Annotated in this window: 21 protein-coding genes; 7 read left to right on the top strand and 14 right to left on the bottom strand. The window is 66.5% G+C overall.

Annotated features, from left to right (window positions below):
* Positions 1-5 precede the first annotated feature (5 nt).
* Positions 6-1,022, bottom strand: a complete 1,017-nt coding sequence (locus tag AC1RQC_RS17810) for a tripartite tricarboxylate transporter substrate binding protein (protein WP_416050847.1) — start codon at positions 1,020-1,022, stop codon at positions 6-8.
* Between the two features lie 185 nt (positions 1,023-1,207).
* Between AC1RQC_RS17810 and AC1RQC_RS17815 the strand changes: the two genes are divergently transcribed.
* Complete coding sequence (locus tag AC1RQC_RS17815; protein WP_492830655.1) at positions 1,208-2,140, top strand: LysR family transcriptional regulator; 933 nt, start codon at positions 1,208-1,210, stop codon at positions 2,138-2,140.
* Between the two features lie 64 nt (positions 2,141-2,204).
* Here the strand turns inward: AC1RQC_RS17815 and AC1RQC_RS17820 are convergent, their stop codons facing one another.
* The 11 genes from AC1RQC_RS17820 to AC1RQC_RS17870 form a co-directional block, all read right to left on the bottom strand.
* On the bottom strand, positions 2,205-2,978 hold the full coding sequence (locus tag AC1RQC_RS17820) for a helix-turn-helix transcriptional regulator (protein WP_492370900.1): 774 nt from the start codon (positions 2,976-2,978) through the stop codon (positions 2,205-2,207).
* Positions 2,979-3,027: 49 nt separating this feature from the next.
* A complete protein-coding gene (locus AC1RQC_RS17825; protein WP_492370901.1) occupies positions 3,028-4,143 on the bottom strand; it encodes a PAS domain-containing sensor histidine kinase in 1,116 nt (371 codons plus the stop codon).
* Between the two features lie 80 nt (positions 4,144-4,223).
* On the bottom strand, positions 4,224-4,895 hold the full coding sequence (locus AC1RQC_RS17830) for a response regulator transcription factor (protein WP_492370962.1): 672 nt from the start codon (positions 4,893-4,895) through the stop codon (positions 4,224-4,226).
* Between the two features lie 466 nt (positions 4,896-5,361).
* On the bottom strand, positions 5,362-6,390 hold the full coding sequence (locus AC1RQC_RS17835) for a LacI family DNA-binding transcriptional regulator (RefSeq protein WP_492814506.1): 1,029 nt from the start codon (positions 6,388-6,390) through the stop codon (positions 5,362-5,364).
* Between the two features lie 99 nt (positions 6,391-6,489).
* Positions 6,490-7,458, bottom strand: a complete 969-nt coding sequence (locus AC1RQC_RS17840) for a tripartite tricarboxylate transporter substrate binding protein (RefSeq protein WP_492884180.1) — start codon at positions 7,456-7,458, stop codon at positions 6,490-6,492.
* 79 nt (positions 7,459-7,537) lie between these two features.
* A complete protein-coding gene (locus AC1RQC_RS17845) occupies positions 7,538-8,620 on the bottom strand; it encodes a porin (RefSeq protein WP_492884243.1) in 1,083 nt (360 codons plus the stop codon).
* A gap of 195 nt (positions 8,621-8,815) precedes the next feature.
* A complete protein-coding gene (locus tag AC1RQC_RS17850; RefSeq protein ID WP_492370905.1) occupies positions 8,816-9,154 on the bottom strand; it encodes a cupin domain-containing protein in 339 nt (112 codons plus the stop codon).
* Positions 9,151-10,128: a quinone oxidoreductase family protein gene (locus tag AC1RQC_RS17855; protein ID WP_492884182.1), complete on the bottom strand. Its 978-nt coding sequence runs from the start codon at positions 10,126-10,128 to the stop codon at positions 9,151-9,153. The genes AC1RQC_RS17850 and AC1RQC_RS17855 overlap by 4 nt, the downstream gene beginning before the upstream one ends.
* A gap of 61 nt (positions 10,129-10,189) precedes the next feature.
* Positions 10,190-11,074 (bottom strand): beta-keto acid cleavage family enzyme, encoded by an 885-nt coding sequence (locus AC1RQC_RS17860; protein ID WP_183034932.1) that lies wholly within the window; start codon positions 11,072-11,074, stop codon positions 10,190-10,192.
* A gap of 50 nt (positions 11,075-11,124) precedes the next feature.
* The gene (locus tag AC1RQC_RS17865) at positions 11,125-11,892 is read right to left on the bottom strand and encodes an SDR family NAD(P)-dependent oxidoreductase (RefSeq protein ID WP_492884184.1); all 768 of its coding nucleotides are present in this window, start codon (positions 11,890-11,892) and stop codon (positions 11,125-11,127) included.
* A 24-nt stretch (positions 11,893-11,916) separates the two neighbouring features.
* On the bottom strand, positions 11,917-12,846 hold the full coding sequence (locus tag AC1RQC_RS17870; protein ID WP_492814494.1) for a dioxygenase family protein: 930 nt from the start codon (positions 12,844-12,846) through the stop codon (positions 11,917-11,919).
* A 147-nt stretch (positions 12,847-12,993) separates the two neighbouring features.
* Between AC1RQC_RS17870 and AC1RQC_RS17875 the strand changes: the two genes are divergently transcribed.
* The 5 genes from AC1RQC_RS17875 (at position 12,994) to AC1RQC_RS17895 (ending at position 17,805) form a co-directional block, all read left to right on the top strand.
* Entirely contained in the window at positions 12,994-13,737 is a 744-nt protein-coding gene (locus AC1RQC_RS17875; protein WP_492370909.1) for a YoaK family protein, read from the top strand.
* A gap of 126 nt (positions 13,738-13,863) precedes the next feature.
* The gene (locus AC1RQC_RS17880) at positions 13,864-15,258 is read left to right on the top strand and encodes a selenium-binding protein SBP56-related protein (protein ID WP_492370963.1); all 1,395 of its coding nucleotides are present in this window, start codon (positions 13,864-13,866) and stop codon (positions 15,256-15,258) included.
* Between the two features lie 51 nt (positions 15,259-15,309).
* The gene (locus AC1RQC_RS17885; RefSeq protein WP_492884186.1) at positions 15,310-15,993 is read left to right on the top strand and encodes a hypothetical protein; all 684 of its coding nucleotides are present in this window, start codon (positions 15,310-15,312) and stop codon (positions 15,991-15,993) included.
* Positions 15,994-16,096: 103 nt separating this feature from the next.
* A complete protein-coding gene (locus AC1RQC_RS17890; protein ID WP_492884188.1) occupies positions 16,097-16,864 on the top strand; it encodes an N-acetylmuramoyl-L-alanine amidase family protein in 768 nt (255 codons plus the stop codon).
* Positions 16,849-17,805, top strand: coding sequence for a lysozyme inhibitor LprI family protein (locus AC1RQC_RS17895; protein ID WP_492830661.1), 957 nt, complete (start codon positions 16,849-16,851; stop codon positions 17,803-17,805). The genes AC1RQC_RS17890 and AC1RQC_RS17895 overlap by 16 nt, the downstream gene beginning before the upstream one ends.
* Before the next feature lie 44 nt (positions 17,806-17,849).
* Here AC1RQC_RS17895 and AC1RQC_RS17900 read toward each other — a convergent pair whose 3' ends face one another.
* On the bottom strand, positions 17,850-20,036 hold the full coding sequence (locus AC1RQC_RS17900; protein ID WP_492884189.1) for a TonB-dependent siderophore receptor: 2,187 nt from the start codon (positions 20,034-20,036) through the stop codon (positions 17,850-17,852).
* A gap of 220 nt (positions 20,037-20,256) precedes the next feature.
* The gene (locus AC1RQC_RS17905; RefSeq protein WP_492884191.1) at positions 20,257-21,423 is read right to left on the bottom strand and encodes a mandelate racemase/muconate lactonizing enzyme family protein; all 1,167 of its coding nucleotides are present in this window, start codon (positions 21,421-21,423) and stop codon (positions 20,257-20,259) included.
* A gap of 192 nt (positions 21,424-21,615) precedes the next feature.
* On the opposite strand from AC1RQC_RS17905, the gene AC1RQC_RS17910 reads away from it, so the two are divergent.
* Positions 21,616-22,551, top strand: coding sequence for a LysR family transcriptional regulator (locus AC1RQC_RS17910; RefSeq protein WP_492370915.1), 936 nt, complete (start codon positions 21,616-21,618; stop codon positions 22,549-22,551).

Genomic DNA, 22,551 nt, shown 5'->3' on the forward strand with positions numbered 1-22,551 from the left:
GATGCTCAGTCGGCCACGATATTGCGGCTCTTGATCACGCGGGACCAGCGCTGCGACTCGCTCTTGACCAGTGCATTCATCTCCTGCCGGCCACCCGCCACCACCTCGAAGCCGCCGTCGGCCAGGCGCTGCGCCACCTTGGGGTCGCGCAGGGTAGCGCTCATGTCAGCCGCCAGCCGGTTCAGGATGGCCTCCGGCGTCTTGGCCGGTGCGATCATGCCGACCCACGAATAGACTTCGAAGCCCTTGTAGGTCTCGGCGATCGCCGGCACCGCGGGCAGGTGCGCATCGCGCTTGGGCGAGGTCACCGCCAGCGCGCGCAGCTTGCCGCCCTGGATATGCGGCAGCACCAGCGGCAGGCTGGCGATCATCGAATCGACGTGGCCGCCAAGCAGATCCGAGATGGCCGGGCCGCCGCCCTTGTAAGGGGTGTGGATGCCACTGGTGCCCGCGGTCTCGTGGAACAACTCGGCCGCTAGCTGGTTGGAGCTGCCGGCACCCACCGATGCATAGGAAACGGTGGCCGGCTTCTTCGCGGCGGCCACGTAATCCTGCAGCGTCTGGAACCGCGAGCTGGCCGGCACCACCAGCACCATGGGCGAGCGCACCATGTATGACACGCCGGTCAGGTCACGCTCTGGCGCGTATGGCAGCTTGGGGTACATCGAGGATTCGGTGGCGAACGAGTCGAAGATCATCCCCACCGTGTAGCCGTCCGGCGCGCTGCGGGCGATGGCGCCCGTGCCGATGGTGCCGCCCGCGCCAGCGCGGTTCTCGATGACCACCGTCTGGCCAAGGCGGCCGCGGAAGTCCTCCTGGACCATGCGGCCTACCTTGTCGACCGTGCCGCCGGCCGCAAACGGGATAATCAGCGTGACCGGCTTGGCCGGGTAGGTTTGCGCGTTGGCGCCGCCAACAAGGCCGAGCGCCAGCGCGGCGGTGGCCGCCAGGCGCCGCAGCAGCGCCTGGCCGCGTGCGGCGTGGGGTTGATCGGAATGGCTTGTCTCCAGTCTTGTTGTCATTTTGTCTCTTCCTGTTGCGGTGACCGCGCCTCGCCATCGTGCACGCCGAGGCAGGTGCACGATGGCGTGCTTTTGCCAAAATTGCGAAGATAGCCCGGGCGAAAGGCGTGGATTCGATGCTAACCTGTCGCATCGGCCGGGGCAATCCGGTCCGGCCGCGAAACGCCTTTGCACAGGACGCACAAATGGAATCGGCAAAATTTGCGGAGAATCTTTCGATCTTTGTCGAGGTGGCGCAGGCGCGCAGCTTTTCCGCCGTGGCCCGCCGCAAGGGCATGGTGGCCTCATCGGTGGCCCGCCAGATCGACTCCCTGGAGAACGAGCTGCAGGTAGCGCTGTTTACCCGCTCCACCCGCGCGCTGGTCCGCACCGACGCCGGCAACCTGCTGTTCGAGCGCGCGGTCAAGATCCTGCACGACATGACCGACGCGCGCAGCGAGGTCACCTCGCTGGAGCAGGGCGTGAGCGGCCTGCTGCGCGTAAGCTGCCTGCCCGCCTTTGGCCGGCGCCACGTGGTGCCGCACCTGGCCGCCCTCTATGACAAGTATCCGCGCCTGGCCATCGAGCTGGACCTGACCGAGCGCATCGTCGACCCCGTGGTGGAGCGCATCGACCTGGTGATCCGCGTGGGCCAGCAGGCGGACAGCAGCCTGATCGCCCAGCGCGTGGCCAGCCAGCGCTACGTGATCTGCGCCTCTGCGGCTTACCTGGCGCGCCATGGCAAGCCGCGGCACGCCAGCGAGCTGGGCAGCCACCGGCTGATCGACCGCCGCCACAGCACCAGCATGCGCGGCTGGCGGGAGTTGCTGGACAGCGACGTCGCGCAGCAGGCCATGTTCGCCTTCGAGTGCGACGACTGCGATGCGCGGCGGCTATCGGTGCTGCAAGGGCTGGGCATTGCCCTGATGCCGGACTGGTCGATCGGCGGCGATATCGGCGATGGCCGCCTGATCGAGCTGGAGATGGATGGGCTGGCCCCGCAACCGGAAACCGGCATCTACCTGCTGCGCGCGCTGCCGCGCGCCAGCGCCAAGGTGCGGGCGTTCTGCGAGCACCTTGGCGCCAGCATCGGCAGCCCGCCGCGCTGGCAGGTGGCCATGGCGCCGGTGGGCGAATAACGCCGGGCTGGATGACACGGGAGCGCGCAGGATCGCGCGGGCGCCCCTGGCCGCGCCGGCCGCGCTATTCGCCTGGCAGCAGCCCCAGGGCAATCGCCGTGCGCACCGCCTGCAAGCGGTTTCCCACATCCAGCTTGCGCATCACGTTGCGCATGTGGTGGGAAATGCCATGCTCGGAGATGCCGAGGATCTGCCCGGCCTCCCAGGAAGTCTTGCCCAGCGCCACCCAGCGCAGCACCTCCAGCTCCCGCGCCGTCAGCGACACCGCCGGCTCAGCGCGCCCGCGCGCGATCGCGCAGAAACGATCGAGCACGGCTTGCGTGATGGCCGGGCCGAACAGGCGCGCGCGACAGACGGCGGCCTCGTCGTCGCCCGCGCTGCCATCGAGCGACAGCAGCGCCAGCGTGCCCATCTCGTGGCTTGGCATGCTGGCGGAAAAGGCAATGGCCGCGGTCAGCCGGCGGTCCAGCTCGGCCCGTGCCAGCGCCGCGTCATCGGGGGGCCGCACCAGGGGTTCCGCGCTGCTGCACACCACCGGCCCCAGGGAATCGCGCGCCTTGACCACCAGCGCCGCGAGGGCCTCGCCGTGGGCTTCCAGCGCCAAGCTCGCGCCACCAGGCAGGCTGGTCAGCGAACCGGCATGGGCCGCGCCGGAGCCCGGCAGCCCCTTGTAACGCAGATAGAAATGATTGAACCCGAGCAGCCTGGCGGCGGTGCAGACAGCACCCGCCAGCCCCTCGATATCCTGGGCACGGTCGATGTCGCCCAGCAGCACGGCCAGGGCGGAGGGCGCATCCGCGGGAATCGCGGCGCCAAGCGAAATATCGGGAGAACGCATGTGTGAAAACCGCCGCTCTTGCTGCGGGATGGCATCTATCAGACGCCAATCATAAGCGCGTTTCACGCACAGGCAGCGTAAAGCGGAATGTGGCGCCCGGACCCGGCTGCTCGTCAACCCAGATGCGCCCGCCGTGCGACTCCACCACCGAGCGGCAGATCGACAAGCCCATGCCGAGGCCCTCGGGCCGGGTGGTAAAGAATGCGTCGAACAGGTTCGGGATGTTCGCCGGCGCGATGCCCGGACCCGTGTCCTGCACCGTGCAGAGCACCCGCGGCGGCGCGGCGCCGAGCCGTTCGCACCGCACCAGGATCGAACGCAGGCCGGCTGGCACCGCCGCGCAGGCCTGCATGGCATTGAGCAGGAGGTTGATCAGCACCTGCTGCAGCTGGATGCGATCGCCCAGCACCGCCGGCAAGCCCGGCGCCACATGGGCGGACACCGCCACGCCCTGGTTGCCCATTTCCGGCATCAGCAGCGCCAGGGATTCAGCCAGGGCGGCGCCCAGGTCCACGGGCGCGCGCTGCGGCACGCTCTTGGCCGCCAGCGCGCGCGTGCGGCCGATGACGGCGCTGGCGCGCCGGCCCTCGCTGATCATGCGCTGCACCGCGCTGCGCGCCTCCTCCAGGTTGGGTTGCGCCCGGTCCAGCCAGCGCAGGCAGGCTTCCCCATGCGTGATGATGCCCGCCAGCGGCTGGCTGACTTCGTGCGCGATGGATGCCGTCAGTTCGCCCAGCACGGCGATGCGCGACACGTGCGCCAGTTCCGCCTGCGCCACGCGCAGCACTTCCTCGGCGCGGCGGCGCTCCGTGATATCGACCACGGTGCCGACAAAGCCCAGGCTGTGCTCGCTGCCCCGGCGCGGCTGTCCCACGCAGATGAGGTGCTTCTCTTCGCCGTTGTGGCACAGAATGCGGAACTCCTGCTGGAACGGCGTGCCCTCCTTGCACGCGCGGGCCATGCCGGCGAGCACGCGGGCACGCTCGCCGGCATGGATCATCGCCACCAAGGTGTGCATGCCCGGTGCGCCAGGCGCGGGGTCGAGCCCGAATAGCCGGTACATCTCCGCCGACCAGCGCATCTCGCGCCGCGCCGGCCACCATTGCCAGCTGCCGGTCTTGCTGATGCGCTGGCCCTCGGCCAGGGAGGCCTCGCTTTCATGCAAGCCGCGCCGCCTCGCGCGGGCGTTGCCCAAGCTGCCTTTGCGCAGCGAATGACGCGGGGAATAGGGTCTGCGCATCGTGATCACGCCTGCGCCGCCGCGTTGGTCAGGCCGAGCACGTGCGCCATCACCACCAGTTCGGCAAAGGTCCGCGCGCCCATCTTCTTCATGGCCTGCGCGCGATGGATCTTGACCGTGACCGTGCTCAGGCCCACGTCGTCGGCAATCTGCTTGTTCATCAGGCCCGCCGCCGCCAGCGCCATGACTTCGCGCTCGCGCGATGTCAGCGTCTCGAACGCAGCCTTCAGTTCGCGCCCGCGCCGTTCGCAAGCGCGCCGCTGCACGTCCCTGCCGATGGCCTCCGTCACCGCATCGAGCAGGTCCTGGTCGCGGAACGGCTTGGTCAGGAAATGCGTTGCGCCGGCCCGCATCGCCATGACCGACATGGCAACGTCCGCGTGGCCGGAGATAAACACCACCGGCACCGGGCAGCCCACCTCGGCCAGCATGGCCTGCAGTTCCAGCCCGCTGGCCCCCCTGAGGCGCACATCCAGCACCAGGCAACACGGCACATCGGGAATCGGAAAGCACAGGAACTCGGCCGCGGAAGCAAAGGTCCTGACCTGGATATCCATCGAGCGGAACAGGCTGGCAATGCCATCGCGCAAGGCCGCGTCATCGTCAACGACCAGCACCACGCCGTCGTCGACGAGCCAGGCGCCGCCGGGACTGGGATAGCTGCCGGATATCGCCATGCCGCGTCCTATGCCCGGCACCTGGAGAAAAGGCATGCGACGATCATTTGAATCCTCTATTCTCAAACTCCGGGAAAAGCGGCAACGCGAGATGCGCCAACCTGCATGGCGGGCAGCGCGATTCTTCCCTATCCGCATGAGGCCGGCCATTGTCCAGGGGTGTGCACAGCCCATCCCTGGGTGTAGCCGGGGCGTGAGCCCATGCAAAGGACACCTCGCCAGCTTCACAACTCCGGCTGATTCCGGCTGCCTCGCGTCGATTTTGCAATCGTTTGCATTGTGAATGAAAGCACCGAAAGATCAAGGCCGAAAACGCCGCCGCGCCGGGTCCGCACAATCCGGAAATGGGCTGCAGCCCTTGCTGCGCATGGCTTTGAAGCCGACGGCCCGTGCCCACTACAAGGATGTGTAGTTGACCACCGTTGCGATTCCCGGAAAATGCGGGTTGCTACCTGCGAGAGCGCACCTAGTGCGCCGGCGGTGCCGTCGAGCCGCGTACGATCAGCTCCGGGCGGAGCACCACGCTGGCAGCCTCGGCCTTCGCGTTCTCGATGCGCGCCAGCAGCAGCGTCGCCGCCTGCACGCCCATCTCGTGAACGGCAATCCGGATGGTGGTGAGCGCAGGCGTGAGCGCATCGACAAAGGGCATATCGTTGTGGCCGATCACCGAGACGCGCGCCGGGCATGCAATCCCGGCCTCGCGCAGGTAGTCATAGCATCCCAGCGCCACCAGGTCGTTGCCCGCGGCGATCGCGGTCAGCGCGGGAAACTGCGCCAGCAGCGCGCGGCAGGCTTCGCGCCCCGCTTCGCGGCCGTAGCTTGCCGCTTCCACGATCATCCATTCGTCTTTGCGCAACTTGTTGCGCCGCACCGCATCGATAAAACCCTGCTTGCGCTGGTGGCCGGTGGACAGCGAGTCCGGCCCGGCGATATGGCCAATGCGGCGATGCCCGAGCGCCACCAGATGATCGACGGCGAGCCGCATCCCGAGCAGGTTGTCGCTGACCACGCAGGGCACCCGGCCGATATCCTCCCCGCGGTTGACCATCACCACGGGGATGTTCTGCTTGACGCAGTAGTCCAGCACGGCATCCTCGCGCTCGGCGGTCGCCAGGATCAGGCCGTCGACCTGGCGGCCCATCATCTGGTCGATGACAAAGCGCTGGCGCGTCTTGTCGGCGCCCACATTGACCACGATGGGCACATAGCCATGCGAGGCCAGTACGCCCTCGAGCCCGGCCAGGATCGGCGGAAACACGGGGTTGGAGATATCCGGCAGCACCACGCCGATGAGCCCGGAGCGCTTGGTGCGCAGCCCGGCGGCGATGCGGTTGGGCCGGAAGCCGAGCTCGTCGGCCATGCGCAGGATGCGCTCGGCCACCTCATCGGCAACCAGGTGCCGCGTGGCGGCATTCATCACCCGGGAAACGGTGGAGTAATGGACATCCGCCTTCGCCGCCAGGTCCTTCAGGGTAATGCGCTTGCGCTGGTCCATGCGGGCAGGGAGGCTGGTGTGCGGTGAGTGAGAACATGCCATTTTAAGCGAAGACGCACGCGCCGGGCCCGCTTGCCTGCCAACCTCCCCGCACGCCTCCTATTGCCCGGCCTGCACGCCGGACTGCCGCACCACCGGCGCCAGCTTGGCGATCTCTGCCTTGATGTAGCGCTCGAACTCCTGCGGCGTGGACGTGCGCGCTTCGGCGCCTTGCACCGACAGCCGCTCGCGCACCTCCGGCGCGGCCAGCGCCTTGGCGATCTCGCCATTGAGCGCGGCCACGATCTCCTTGGGCGTGCCCGCGGGCGCCAGCACGCCGAACCATGACTCGAAGGCGTAGCCCGGCAAGCCTGATTCCGCCACCGTCGGGATGTCCGGCAAGGCGGTAGCCCGCTTCGGCGTGGTGACCGCCAGCGCCTTGAGCTTGCCCTGGCGCACGAACGGCATGGCGGAGACAGTGGGCGCAAACATCAGGTCGACACGGCCCGCCATGACATCGGTCAGCGCCTCGCCCGTGCCCTTGTAGGGAATGTGCGCGATATCCACGCCAGCTTCCATCTTGAACAGCTCCCCGCTCAGGTGGGTCGAGCTGCCGGACCCGGCGGAGTCGAAGTTCATCGTGCCAGGCTTGGCCTTGGCCGCTGCCACCACATCCTTGACCGAACCCAGCTTGCTGGCGCTGTTCACCACCAGCACGTTGGGCACCGTCGCCACCAGCGTCACCGGCGCGAAATCCTTGACGGTGTCGTACGACAGCTTGGGATAGAGCGTGGCATTGATGGCATGCCCGACCGATACCAGGATCAGGGTGTAGCCATCCGGCGCGGCCTTGGCGACCAGCCCCGCGCCGAGCGTGCCGCCCGCACCGGGCCGGTTCTCCACGATCATCTGGTAGCGGCCGGATTCGCCCAGCTTGTTGCCGATGATGCGGGCGAGGATGTCGGTCGCGCTGCCGGATGAGAATGGCACCACCAGACGGATCGGCTTGGCGGGATACTGGGGCGGCTGGGCGAGCGCGCCCACGGCGCTCACCGCGAGGGTGGCGCTCAGCAGGATGTTTCGAATCACGGTTGTCTCCTCCACCGCCTCGGGTCCGGCCGGATCGTGGTCCGGCCGGGCTGGGCGGCGCGATGGTCAGGTTCGAGGGTTAGAAGTTGTGGCGCATGCCTAGCGCAAAGGTCTGCGGATCGGCGCCTGCCGAAACGCCGAGGCTGTTGATGGCGAAGTCGTAGATAGCGTTTTTCCTGTTGTTGATGCGGCTGTAGTAGGTAAAGAGCGCGGTGCGCTTTGACAGCAGGTAGTCATAGCCGACCGTGAACTGGGTGGCGCCGGTCTGCGCGCCGCTGCGAAAGAACCCCACCGTCTCGGTGGCATTGCCGGCACCGTTGCTGGCCAGGGCAAAGCCCAGCCTGATGCTGCCGGGCCCGAGCTTTTGCACCACCGAGGTGTAGTAGCCGTTGCGCGTCAGGTCGCCCGTGGCGGTGCGGTAGTGCAGCCGCTCATACAGGGCGGAGACCTTGGTGCTGGCAAGCTGGTAGGACACGCCCACCTTGATGGCATCGTCGTTGCGGCCCGCCGTCTGGTAGTGCTGGTGAACCTCGTAGGCCAGCGCCACGCTGAGCGGCCCGCGCTCATAGCTGGTGGCGAACGAGTACAGCGCCGGGTTGCGCGGCGTGGTGAGCTTTTCCTCGGGCACGCCCCAGCCCACGCCCGCGCGCAAGCCCCTCCATTCCGGGCTGCGGTATTGCACGATGTTCTGCTCGCGGCGATCGAAGGAGTGCGTGTCCTGGATGTTGTTGGTGCTCGATGCCGAGCCGTTGCTGATCAGCGCCATATACCCGGCGGTGGTCGGGTAATAGGGGTCGTACTCCATGGTGGCTTCGGTGTAAGGCGTGGTCCAGTGCCCCATGAAGAAAGTACCGTAATCACCGCTCAATCCAATGCGAGAGTTTCGTCCCGCAATCTGCCCGGCCCCGTTATCAATCGACAGGTTGCTCTCGATCTGCCAGATTGCCTTGAGAGAGCCGCCAAGGCCCTCCTCGCCCCGCAAGCCGAATACCGATCGGTTATTGGTCAGCCGTCCGGTGCCGCCCAGCACGGCGCCGTTGGTGGCGGTGCTGGCTCGCGAATACTCGATGCTGGTATTGAGCCGCCCATAGACCGTTACCGTGGATTGCGCATGAGCGGGCCCGCACACCGCCACCACAGCGAGCGCCCCGGCGCCAGCCATCAGACCCGGCCACGGGTGCCGGGGCGCGGGGCTCGCCGCGCTGTCCTTTGTTGTCTCCTGCCACACATGCAACCGGTACCTCCTATGCCTCCAGGCATTTCCCATATCTCTCATCCCCTATTGCGGATTCGCGGCGTGGCGCGTCCGTCTGGTCGATTTGAAGTAGATGCAAACGTTTGCAATCAAAGTAAAAGTTCAGGGCGGGTACGGCATGGCCAGCAGCAGCATGGCGGGACGGTTGCCGGGATTCTCCACCTTGCGGGCTTCACCCGGCGCCAGGCAGACCGAGTCGTACTGCGACAGATGCGCGACCTGCTCCCCGGTGCTGATGGTGACTTCCCCCTCCAGCACCACATAGTGCTTTTCCATGGGCGAGGCATCCAGCCCGGTATGGCCGCCCGGCAGGATCACCGAGACACCGAGCCAGAGCGATGCCGACGGCCCGGCCTCAAACCCCTGCAGGCGCAGGCAGCGCATGCCCTCGTGGCCGGGCGGGAAATAGGCCGGCGCGGCGGCGAACCGGGTCGTGTTCATGGCATCAGCACCACGCGTTCCGAGGCGCCTTGCAGCACCGCGCGATAAGCCTCGGCGGCGCGCGCCAGCGCGAAGGTGTAGTCCGCGTGCACCGGGAAGGGCCTGAGCTGCCCGGCCGCGAACATGGGGCCGAGCTGATCGAAGACCGCCGCGCAAGCGATGCTGTCCATGGCCAACGTGTCGATGCCCACATATGTATGCTGCCCGCGGTAGAAGGCGAAGATGTCGAACGGCACGGCGCGGTCGATGGTCGAGATGAAAATCTGCGCGGCACCGATCGCCATGGCCTTGTTGGCTTGCTCGAAGTACGGGCTGCCGACCGTGTTGTAGACGATATCCGCGCCGTGCCCGTCGGTCTCGTCGCGCACCACTTCGGCGATGTTGTCGCGGCTGGCGTCCAGCATGCGCACGATGCTGCTGGCGTGGCCGCGAAACGGCCCGGCCTCGCGCTCCACGGCGAAGACGCGCGCCCCCAGCGCGGTGGCAATCTGGATGGTGGCCTGGCCAACCTTGCCGTTGCCGCCGCATACCAGCACCACGCTGCCCGCCTTCGGCAGGCCGGCGCGGCGCAGGCCCTCATAGGCGGTGACAAACGGCACGCCAACCGCGCCGGCTTCTTGCAAAGTTACATTGGCGGGCTTCTCGCGTACCGCGGCAACGTCGAGCGTCAGGTAGCGGCTGTGCGTGCCATCGCGGCGAATGCCAAGCTCGCCGCCGCTGCCCCAGACTTCCTTGCCCAGCAGGTGCGCGGGGCCGTCCACCACCACGCCGGCGTAGTCGCGGCCGGGCACACGCGGCCATACGGCGTGCGGCATCAATCCCAGCGTGGCCTTGACATCGCTCGGGTTGACGCCCGCGCTGGCGACTTCGATGACGCATTGGCCGGAGCCGGGCACGGGCTTGGGAATGCCGACGAACTCGAGTTGCAGCGCGTCGATGTTCGCTGCCTTCTGGGAGACGCGGATAGTGTTCATGATGATGTGATGTTTGTGGATGTGTTCGTGTATTTGCTTGTGTATGTGCTGCCCTGCTCGTTCATGCCGCCCGCAGGCCGAGCGTGGCCCGGGCCTCGTGTGGCGACGCCAGCGCGCCGCCCAGCGATTTGATGATGTCGCGCGCCTTGGCGACCAGCGCTGCGTTGTCCGGGGCGAGCACGCCCTTCTCCAGGTAGATGTTGTCCTCCAGGCCAACCCGGACATGCCCGCCCGCCAGCCACGCCTGCGCCACGATCGGGAACTCCGCCCGGCCAACGCCGAAGGCGGACCAGTGCGCGCCCGGCGGCAGCATATTGCGCGCGTAGAACAAGGTCTCCGGCGTGGCCGCGAAACCGTATTTCACGCCGAGCACGAAGGTCCACAGGCCGGGGCCGTCCAGCACGCCTTCCTGGATGAAGTCGCGCGCCATGTGGAGGTCGCCGGAGTCGAAGATTTCAAGCTCCGGCATGACACCCGCCTCGCGGATGATGGCCGCCATCTTGCGGACGTTCCGCGGCGTGTTGATAACCACGTCCGCACCGGAATTCATGGTGTTGAGGTCCAGCGAACACACATCGGGGCGCAGCGCGGCGATATGCGCGACGCGCACTTCCGGGCGGACCAGGGTGGTGCCCGGGGCGGCGTTGCGGGGTTCGTCCTCGCCCGGCACGAAGCGCCCGCCCGGGCCGGTGGTCAGGTTGATGATGAGCGCCTTGTTGCGCTTGCGGATCAGCTCGATCACCTCGGCGTAGTACTCGAGCGCCATCGATGGACGCCCGGTCTCGGGGTCGCGCACATGGATGTGGGCTGCGGCCGCGCCCGCCTCGGCCGCCTCCAGCGCCGCCGTGGCGATCTGCGCCGGCGTCACCGGCAGGCCGGGATGTTGCTCCGGGGTAACGATATTGCCGGTGACGGCGCAGGTAATGATGGTCTTTCTGCTATGCATGGTGAACGTGTTGGTGTCTTGCTGCCTGGAACAATGTGTCTGGGGCGGAATCAGCCAAGCTGGCGCCCGCCGTCGACCACGATGGTGGTGCCGGTGGAAAAGCGCAGCGACGTGGCACAGGCCACGATGGCATCGGCGACGTCATCCGGTTTGCCGATGCGCTTGAGCGGCGTGGTCCTGGCCGCGCGCTCGTTGAAGGCGCTGTCGCGCCCGGGCACGAAATCGGTGTCGACCACGCCGGGCGATACGTTAAGCACGCGGATCTCGGGCGCCAGCGCGCGGCCCAGCGATACGGCCATCATGTCGAGCCCCGCCTTCACCGCGCAGTACGCCACGTTGCTACCCATGCCGGTGCGCCCCGCGATGGACCCCACGTTGACCACCAGCCCTTCGCCCGTGGCCTTCAGGTGCGGCGCCATGGCGCGGATCGCGGCGAACTGGCCGCGCCAGTTCACCGCGAACATCTCATCGATCAGCGCGTCGTCCAGCGCGTCGAGGTCGGCATGCGCTATCGCCTTGGTGAAGCCAGCGCTGTTGACCAGCATGTCGATGCGGCCGTACTTGCGCTGCACGTCATCGGCCAGGCGCACGAGCGAGGCGGTATCGCTGATCTGCGCCACCGCCGCGTGGTGGTTGCCCGGCGGCAGTTCAGCCACCGCCCGCGCGGCAGTCTGCGCGTCGCGGCTGACCAGCACCACGCTGGCCCCCAGGGTTGCGAGCTTGCGCGCCGTCGCCATGCCGATACCGCCGGTGCCGCCGAGGATCACGGCAACCTTGCCGGCAAGTTGCGGCGTCGGTGCTTGTTGTTGAATGGTCATGGTCAGTTCTTCCGTGGTCGGTAATCAGTCGATCGGCGGCGTCGGGAAGGTCTGCTCGCCGGGCTCCAGCACAAAGTTGAAATCCAGCGTGTAGAACGGCGCCGGGAAACCGCCCCATGGGCTTGTGCCTTCGTCCACGCGCCGGAAATGGCCCACCAGTTCCCGGTGCACGCCAAAGGTCACGTCCGACTCCAGGTGCTCGGAATCGTCGGCGAAGACCTGCGTGACAAGCGTGCGATAACCCGGTGCCGCGGCGATGAAATGAATGTGCGCCGGGCGGTACGGATGGCGGTTCTGTTCGGCCAGCAGCTGACCGACGGGGCCGCCCGTCGGCACGGGATAGCCCGCCGGGCGCACCGAGCGGAAATGGAAGCGGCCTTGCGCATCGGTCCGAAAGGCGCCGCGCAGGTTCTTGTCCGGTTGCGAGGGGTCCTGGTTGTCATAGAGGCCAACCGGCGAAGCCTGCCACGCTTCCACCAGCGCGCCGGCCAGGGGCTCGCCGGCGGTGTTGCGCACTTGCCCCCTCACAAACAATGGCAGCCCCGGCGTCTCGCCTTGCACCACGCAATCCCCGCACGCGTAAGCGGGCGCGCCGCCGCGATAGAACGGGCCCAGCAGGGCGCCCGGCGTGCGGCCATCGGTGATGCCGTTGTTCATCAGCGTCACCAGCGTTGACAGCCCCAGCACATCGGCCGCCAGCACTACCTCGTTGTTGGTTGCGTTGGTCGCATGGCCCAGCGCCGCAACAAAGCGCAGCCCGAACTCGAACTCCTCGTCGCTGGGCCGCACCTGCCTCAGGAACGCGTGCAGATGATCGACCAGCGCGTCGACGACCTCCCGCAGGCGCGGGTCGGTGGTATCGCGCATCGCCTGCTTGACCAGTTGGCTGAGCGTGTGTTCGTCGTCCACCACGGACAGGCCGCGGCCGAGCTTCGAGGCAAGTGTCGTCTCCATATTCATCTCTGGGTTCCATTCTTTGCAAACGTTTGCATTATGGGCCGGGTTCTGGAAAAATCAAGAACATTTGCAATTGGACAGGCCCGCGCGTCCTATGCTGTAGTACGGGCGAGCGCCCTCCTCTTCACAAACATGAACCCCGCCATGCAGACCACGCCACAGTCCTCGCCGCCCACGCAACCGCAGGCAATCGCCAGCCAGGTGTTCAAGGGCGCCATGCTCAGCCTGGTAGCGGGCTACGTCGATGTAGTCGGCTTTATCGCCCTGTTCGGCCTGTTCACCGCGCACGTCACCGGCAACTTTGTCATGCTCGGCGTGGCGCTCGCGCACGCGACCGGTGGCGTGCTGGCCAAGCTGCTGGCGCTGCCGGTGTTCGCGCTTTCGGTGGCGGCGACGAAGATCGCCGTCGATGCCATGCAGGCGCGCGGCAGGCCACCGCTGCCGCCGCTGCTGGTCACGCAAGGATTGTTGCTTGCCGCCTTCATGCTGGCGGGCTGCGTGGCCTCGCCCATGGCCTCGCCCGACATGCCATCGGCCATTGCAACCGGCATGCTGGGGGTGGCCGCCATGGCGGTCCAGAACGCGCAATCCCGGATCGTGCTGACCGACCATGTGCCGACCACCATCATGACGGGCAACAGCACGCAGGTCATCATCGACCTGGTCGAGCTGCGCAGCGCCTCGGCCGACAAGGTGGCCGCGGCGAAGAACCGGCTGCGCAAGATGGTCCCCGCCATCGCCGCATTCGCGGCCGGCGCCGTGTCGGGCGCGTATGCCTATGTGCAGGCGTCGTACTGGTGCCTTGCCGTGCCGATCCTCATCCTGCTGGCGCTGGCGTATAGCTACCGGGCCGGCCCTGCCGCGTCCCTGGCCGGCAGACAAGCGTAGCGCCAAGGTAAAGCCATTGGAGCATGCCTCAGCCGGCGCCCGACGTCCGCCGCGATGTGTCCTATAGTTCAAAGCCAGTGGCAGCCGGCAAGCGCCACGGCAAGGCAAGGCACAAGGAGACGCATGATGGCAACCTGGAAGCCCGATCCCAGTTTCTACCCGTCGCCCCGTCTGGCCGCAAAGGCGCCGCCCGAAGCACTCGCCTACGTGGCGATGTTCGATCCCACACGTACCCAGCCTGACGGCATTGCCGTAGTCGACGTCGATCCCGCCTCCAAGGCCTACGGCACTATCGTCGGCCAGGTCATGGTGCCCAACGCGGGCGACGAACTGCATCACTTCGGCTGGAACGCCTGCTCGTCCTGCCTGTGCCCCAACGCCCCGCACCCGCATATGGAGCGGCGCTACCTGGTGGTGCCGGGCCTGCGCTCGTCGCGCATCTACATCATCGACACCAAGCCTGATCCGTTGCGGCCAGCCATTGCCAAGATCATCGAGCCGGGCGAACTGGCCGAGCGCACCGGTTACTCGCGCCCGCATACCGTGCATTGCGGCCCCGGCGGCATCTACGTGACCGCGCTGGGCAACGCAGAGGGCAAGGGGCCGGGCGGCATCATGCTGCTGGACCAGCAGGGCTTTGATCCGCTCGGGCAATGGGAAGTGGAGCGCGGCCCGCAGCATTTTGCCTATGACGGCTGGTGGCACCTTGGCTTCGACACGCTGGTGACCAGCGAATGGGGCACGCCGGACATGATCGAGGATGGCCTGGTGCCGGAGATCCTGCTCGGCTCGCGCTATGGCAGGCGGCTGCATTTCTGGGACATGACCAAGCGCAAGCACCTGCAGGAGATCGACTTCGGCGAGGAATACCAGCTCGTGTTCGAGCTGCGCCCCGCGCACGACCCCACCAAGGCGTACGGCTTCGTCAACTGCGTGATCAGCCTGAAGGACCTGTCCTCATCCATCTGGGTCTGGTATCGGGACGAAGGCAAATGGGCGATCCGCAAGATCATCGATATCCCGGCGGAGGCGGCGGACCCCGACCTGCTGCCGCCCATCCTCAAGGGCTTCAAGGCGGTGCCGCCGCTGGTCAGCGATATCGACCTGTCGATGGACGACCGCTTCCTCTACGTGTCCTGCTGGGGCACCGGCGACCTGCTGCAGTACGACGTCTCCGACCCGTTCGCGCCCAGGCAGACCGGCTGCGTGCGCATCGGCGGCATCGTCTCGCGCGCCACGCATCCGGGAGCAGGTGGCGCCGCGCTCAACGGCGGCCCGCAAATGGTGGAGGTCAGCCGCGACGGGCGGCGCATCTACTTCACCAACTCGCTTTACGGCGCGGTCGATGCGCAGTTCTACCCGGAGGGCATCGAGGGCTGGATGGTCAAGCTCGACGCCGCGCCCGAAGGCGGCATCCGCTTCGACCCACGGTTCTTCCTGCGCTGGCCGGCGGGCCATCGCCCGCACCAGGTCAGGCTGGAAGGGGGTGACTGCTCGTCGGATTCGTACTGCTACCCATAGACGCATAACGTCATAGCGCCATAACACCGCCGCACCGAGAGCGCCCCCGCCATGTTTGCCACCACGGGCGTGCCGCTGGGCACGCAGTTCGCCACCCAGTGGTCCGCCCTGTGGCCGCTCTGGTGGCCGTGGCTGGCCATCGCCGCGCTGGGCCTGTTTCACGGCATCAATCCCGCCATGGGCTGGCTGTTTGCCGTGGCGCTAGGGCTGCATCGGGGGCGGCGCAAGGTGGTGCTGCTGGCGCTGCTGCCGATCGCGCTCGGCCACGCCATCGCGGTGGCCCTGGTGCTGGCCGCCACGCTCACGCTTGGCAGCCTGCTAGATCCCCAATGGCTGGCGCGCGCTGGCGGCGCGTTACTGATCGGCTGGGCCGCCTGGCATGCGCTGCGCGGGCATCGCCAGCGCCCCCACGTAGGCATGCAGGCCGGCATGGCCGGGCTGGCGCTATGGTCGTTCCTGATGGCGGGCACGCACGGCGCGGGGCTGATGCTGGTGCCGGTGCTGCTGCCGTTGTGCCGCGCCGCCGGCGCACCGGCGGCAGGCGGACCGCTCATGCCAGCGCTGCTGGCGCTCGGGCTTCACACGCTGGCCATGCTGCTTGCCATCGGCACCGTGGCGCTGCTGGTGTACGACCGCATCGGCGTGGGTTTCCTGCGCACCGGCTGGATCAACCTGGACCGGGTGTGGACGGTGGCGTTGACGGGGTGCGGCACGGCATTGCTGTTGATGGCGTAGGCCGATGGCAACCCGATAGAATCGTGGGCCTATCGATTTAGCGCAGGTTTTAGCGCCTATGCAAGCTATGCAGTCTCTGACTCCGGTGCGATTGGCCCGGCTGGTGTTCGCCGGCCTGGCGTTGGCTTTGTCGCTCCCGGCAAGCCCGGCATCGCAACAGTGCGACAGGAGCCGTTTCGTGATTGCCATTGATGCGGGACATACAGCCAGCCACCCGGGCGCAACGAGCGCGCGCGGCGTGCCCGAGTTCGAGTTCAACACGCGCCTCGCCGCAACGCTGGTGCCGGTGCTGGCGAGCATGGGGTTCGCCAACGTATTGCTGACCAACGAGCGCGGCGCGGATATCTCGCTGACAGACCGCTCCGAGCTGGCGAATCGCCGCGCGGCGGATCTGTTCCTATCGCTCCATCACGACTCGGTCCAGCCGCGTTATCTTTCCGCATGGACCTATGAGGCCAGGCCGCAGCGCTACAGCGACGACTTCAGCGGCTACTCGATCTTTTACTCCAGCCAAAACCAGCAGCCAGACGAAAGCCTGCGGTTCGCGCGCGTGCTGGGGTCCGAGCTGCACGGGCACTGCCTGCGCCCCACCTTGCACCATGCCGAAAAGATCGAAGGCGAGAACAGGGAACTGGTCGACCCGGATCTGGGCATCTACAGATTCGATGCACTCAAGGTCCTGGCTACCACGAAGATGCCGGCGGTGCTGTTCGAAGCCGGGGTGATCGTCAACCGCGCCGAGGAAGCCCGGCTTGGAGATCCCGCGTACAGGCAGATGATGGCCGAGTCGATCGGCGCGGCGGTCGCCCGGTTCTGTGCCGGCGACAACGGTGCGGCAACAGCAGGTGCTCAATCATGCTTTCCTCCCTGATGGCGCCGGGCGGCGGCGCGCGAACGCGACGGACCGGCCAGTGCTCGCAACTTGCGCGGCATGCCGCATGGGCGACAGTCATCGCCCTGCTCGCCCTATGCGCCGTGGCACCGGTGGCGCATGCCGCGCCCTCGGGGCGGGTCGTGGGCACGCTGCTGCGCACCGGCGAATGGCTGGTGCATCAGTTGCGGGAATACGCGGTCCACGAAGCCATCGGTTTCGGGCTCGACGCGCTCGGCATCACCGAAGCCAAGGCCAATGAGCAAGAACTGAAGACACTCGAAAAACAGCTGGAGGCCAGCCTGGCCGCCAGCGCCGAGAACAGCGCGGCAAAGCAGGCGGAGCTGCGCGAGCAACTCCACGCCGCCGACGTACAGCTGGCGGCGCTGCGCCAATTGCAGACCCAGCGCCTGAGCGCGGCCGATACGAAGCAATTGCGTGACCAGGTCGAGGACAGCATGCAGCGGATCCTGACCGTGATCAACGAACACGAGCGCAGGCTGGACGCCCTGGAGCGCGACCTGAACGCCTTGAAGACGCGCGTGGCGCAGATCGATACGGCGCCGCCGCGCGCGGCGGCGCCGTACAACGCGGGAGCGGCGATGCTGCCGCCGAGCTTCAACTGCGGCAACGCCAGGACCGGGCCTGAAAAACTGATCTGCAATGACCGCCGGCTTGGCGACGCGGACGGACGGCTGGGGACCATCTACGAAAACCTGCATTTCTTCCTGAACAGCGCCGAATTCATCCAGGTGAGGGACGACGAACGGCGCTGGATCCGCTGGCGGGATGACCGCCTGGCAACGGATTGCGCGCGAGGCGGGCAGGTCGACATGAACTGCGCCATCGGCCTGTGGGAGACCCGCATCGTGCAACTGCAGGGAAAGCTGAAGAGCATCCAGCAGGCTCGCGGCGAGCCTTACAGGGCAAGCGGGCGGTAGAGGCAAGAGCGTCGTCGCACGGCATGCGCCGCGCCCCCATCCCCTTAGAACTGCACGGTGGCATTCGCCAGGAATGTGCGCGCCGCACTCGGCAACACAAAGCCGCCGTAGGTGGTAGTCCAGTAGCGACGATCGAACACATTGTTGACCGCGGCCCGCAACGTCACCGTCTTGCCGGCGTAGCGCGTGGTGTACCTAGCGCTGAGGTCCGCGGTGGTGTACGACGGCACGTACTGGGTATTGGCCGCATTCACCCACATGGCGCCGGTGACCTTGGCGCCGGCCGCCAGCGTCAGGCCGCGCAGGAAGGGCGCGTCATACTCCACGCGGCCGCTGACGATGTAGCTGGGGGTGGCATAAATGCGCTTGCCGTTGACCGCGGGGTCGTCGATGCCGGTGGCCTTGGTGTCGAGCCAGAGCACGCCGCCCATCACCCGCCAGTCGTGCGCCACGCGTACCCAGCCGCTGGTGTCCAGCCCGGTGTAGCGCTGGGTGCCGTCCTGCACGAAGACGTTGGCCGTGTTGGTGTACTCGTAGCCGCGGTCGACGCGGAACAGCGCTACGTTGGCACCCCAGTCGCGGCGCTCGGTTTTGTAGCCGACCTCATACTGCTTGCTCTTGAGCGGGCCGTAGACCTTCGGAAAGTTGGCGTTGGTGTTGCTGGCCGAGCCGCCTTGCTCAAGCGACTCCACATAGCTGACGTAAGCGGTGGAGTCATTGTCGGTCTTGACCATCAGGGCCACGGTGGGCGAGACCGGCTTGGCGCTGTAGCTCGCCGTGACATTGGCCGAGCTGTCGAAATTGTCCTGGCTGAAATCGGTGTAGCGCAGGCCGGCCAAGACCGAGAAGCGCTGGGTGAACTGGATGGTGTCGCTGGCGTAGACGGATTTTTGCGTAATCTTGTAGTCGCGGTACGGTACATACACCAGGCCGGAAGCCTGGTTGCTCAGCAGCGTAGGATTGTAGAGATTGTTCTCGCCCAGGAAGATGCCATCGGTGGCGCCAACGCCTGCATCGTTGACGCGCACCTGGGACTGGTAGCCCACGCCGAACACCACATCGTGCTGGATGCTGCCGGTGGAAAACCTGCCCTGCACCATGCCGTCATAGGCTTGGTAGTAAAACGCCGACTTCCAGTTGTACTGGGTGTCGGAGAAGTTGCCGGCGGCATCGTTGACAAAGATGTAGCTGTCCCCGCTGAAGCGGCTCTCGCGCGCGAAGCGGTACTTGAAGCTGGTCTTCCACTTGTCGTTGATGCGGTAGTCCACGCCGGTGCCCACCGTGGTGGTCTCGGTCTCGTGGAAGCTGTAGGGCTGGACGAAGCGGCGCGAGACCTTGCTGGCATCGGCGATCGGCAGGCTGGCGTCGAACCCCAGGCCAAACAGGGTGCCGTTGGTCTTGCGCTTCCAGTACATCACGTCGGCGCTCCATGTCAGGTCCGGCGTCATGCGGAAATCCGCGGCCAGCGATACCACGTCGCGACGCAACTGCACGCCCGGATCGGCCGTCCGGCCTTCTTCATGGGCCGCGTTGAGGCGATAGCCGAAGCGCTGGTCCGGCCCGAAGCGCCCGCCCAGGTCGATCTTCTCGCTCCACACGTTGTTGGCCTGGTAGCCCACGGTGAACTGGCGCAATGGCTCGTCGGTGGGGCGCTTGACCACATAGTTGATGATGCCGCCGGGGCTGCCAAAGCCGTACATGAAGCCCGACAGGCCCTTGAGCAGCTCTACCTGCTCGAACGGTTCGAGCGGCAGGTCGGTGTTCCAGGAGACGAAGTTCTGGCCGTCCACCTTGGTGCCGTTGAGCAGGTCGATGGCCATGCCGCGCACGGCGAAGTAGGAGTTTTCGGTACGGCCGTTCTCGCCCAGGATGGACACCGCTGGATCGTACTTGAACACGTCGCTGGCGGTCTGCGCCATGCGGTCCTGGATCTCCTCGCTGCTTGCCGCCACCACCGAGAACGGCGTGTCGACAGGCTTGCGCTCACCCAGCGCCCCACCGCCAATCCTCTCCACTTTGGCCGGCTCGGTCAGCCGCTCGGCCTTGACGGTGGCCACTGGCAAGGTGGCATCGGCTTGCGTGGCAGCCGGCGTGGCGGTCTGCGCCAGGCTGGTGGCCGGCAGCGTGGCGAACGCGACGGTCAGGCCGAATACAGCGCTGGCAATCGGCGAAAGGCGGGGCATTGCCTGGCATGCGGCGTCGCGCAGCGGCAAGCGGCGGTGATTGAACATCGGCGGAAACGTCCTTGGGAAGGTTGGGTCTGGCGGGAACCTGGGCTGCAGTGTGGTGCGAAGCGCCAAGCCATTCTCTCAAACACGAATACGAATGAAAATGAGAATGGTTCGCTTTTTTATCACAAAGAAGGATGCCAGCTCAACGACCGTAAGAAATTTCCCAAGGATTTGTATTCTGTACGCAACATAGGCCGGCAAGCCGGCCTATGGACTGTCATCAGCCCGCCAGTGTCTGCATGGCGCGATACAGGTCGGCCTTGCCTTCGAAGCCGATGCCCGGCAGGTCCGGCATGGTGATGTAGCCGTTATCGACCGTCACGCCATCGGGAAAGCCGCCGTAGGGCTGGAACAGGTCCGGATAGGACTCGTTGCCGCCAAGGCCAAGCCCTGCCGCGATATTGAGCGACATCTGGTGGCCGCCATGTGGAATGCAGCGCGTGCGCGACCAGCCGTGCTCAAACAGCATGTCCAGCGTGCGCAGGTACTCCACCAGGCCGTAGCTCAGCGCGCAGTCGAACTGCAGCCAGTCCCGGTCGGGACGCATGCCGCCATAGCGGATCAGGTTGCGCGCGTCCTGCATGGAGAACAGGTCCTCGCCCGTTGCCATCGGCTTGTCGTAGTAGTTGCGCAGCGTGGCCTGCAGCTCGAAATCGAGCGGATCGCCCGGCTCCTCGTACCAGAACAGATCGTATTGCGAGAGGGCTTTCGCATACCGTATCGCGGTGTCCAGGTCGAAGCGCCCGTTGGCATCCACCGCGAGTTTCTGGCCATCCTGCAGCACGCTGAGAATCGAATCGATGCGGCGCAGGTCCTCGTCGAGCGAGGCGCCGCCGATCTTCTTCTTGACCACCGTATAGCCGCGATCGATATAGCTGCGCATCTCGTCCTTGAGCTTGCCGTGGTCCTGGCCCGGGTAGTAGTAGCCGCCCGCCGCGTAGACGAAGATCTTGCGCTCCGGCTTGCCATCGCCGTAGCGCTCGGCCAGCAACTGGAACAGCGGCTTGCCCTCGATCTTTGCCACCGCATCCCACACCGCCATGTCGATGGTGCCGATCGCCACCGAGCGCTCGCCGTGGCCGCCTGGCTTCTCGTTGGCGAACATCGCCGCCCAGATCTTGTGGGGATCGAGGTTGGTGCCGTTGTCGTCGATCAGGGTTGCGGGGTCAGCCTCGAGCACGCGCGGGATGAAACGCTCGCGCATCAGCAGCCCCTGCCCGTAGCGGCCATTGGAATTGAAGCCATAGCCAATGACGGGCTTGCCGTCCCGGATGACGTCGGTCACCACGGCGACGACGCTCAGCGTCATCTTGCTGAAGTCGATATAGGCGTTGCGGATCGGCGAGCTGATGGGCACCGTCTTCTCGCGAATTTCCACGATGTTCATTGGAGCGTCTCCTGGAGCGTGGCACGCGGTGCGTGCGCTGAGTGGTAGGAAGGCTCCAGCGTAGCGAGGCGGCGCATGGCTGAGTTTCGCCAGAACGCATTTCACTATTCACTTATGGTTAATACTGGTGCGGCTCCGGGCGGCAATAACCCGCTTAAAATCCACCGGGACACCCATCACTCTTCTCCATCAGTGAAAACCGATATCACCTCGGACCTCGAGTTCTTTGTGCTGATTGCGAGACACGGCAATCTCTCGGCCGCCGCGCGGGCGCTGAACCTGACGCCACCGGCAGCCACCAAGCGGCTCGCGCTAATGGAAGAACGGCTTGGCGCGCGGCTGGTGAACCGCACCACCCGCAGCACCAGCCTGACGCGCGAGGGCGAGATTTACCTTGTGCATGCCACGCAGATCCTTGCCCAGCTGCGCGAGATGGAGGATGCCATTTCCAGCAGCCGCGCCGAGCCACGCGGGCTGCTTCGCATCAACGCCACGCTCGGCTTCGGCCGGACGACCATCGCCCCGCTCGTCTCCGAATTCGCCAGGCGCTACCCGTTCGTGGAGGTGCAGTTCGAAGTCACCGACAAGGCAATCGATCTCGTGGAGAGCGGCTTCGACCTCGCAATCCGCTTTGGCGCCCTGCCGGACGGCCGCCTCAACGCGCGTCGCATCATGTCGAACCGGCGCTTCCTGTGCGCGTCACCCGCCTACCTTGACCGGCATGGCACCCCGGCGAGCCTGGCCGAGCTGGCCAATCACCGCTGCATCATCCACCGCCAGAACGACGACGCACATGGCATATGGCGCTTCATGGCAGGGACCCAAGGCGAGATGGTCAGGGTACATGGCACGCTGTCGAGCAACGATGGCGACATCGTCCTGGGCTGGGCGCTCGACGGGCATGGGATTTTGATGCGCTCCGAGTGGGATCTGGCCAAGTACCTGGAGAGCGGGCGCTTGCGGCTGGTGCTGCCCGACGCCGCCCTGCCCCCGGCCGACCTGTTCGTCTATTATCCGGGCCAGCGCGACCAGACCACGCGGGCGCGCGCGTTCATCGATTTCCTGGTCGATCATTTCCGCGCCCCTTTCACCCCGGTGGCCCCGGCGGCCCCAGGCGGTGGTGCCTAG

This window comes from Cupriavidus sp. GW822-FHT03E04 (assembly GCF_058801495.1).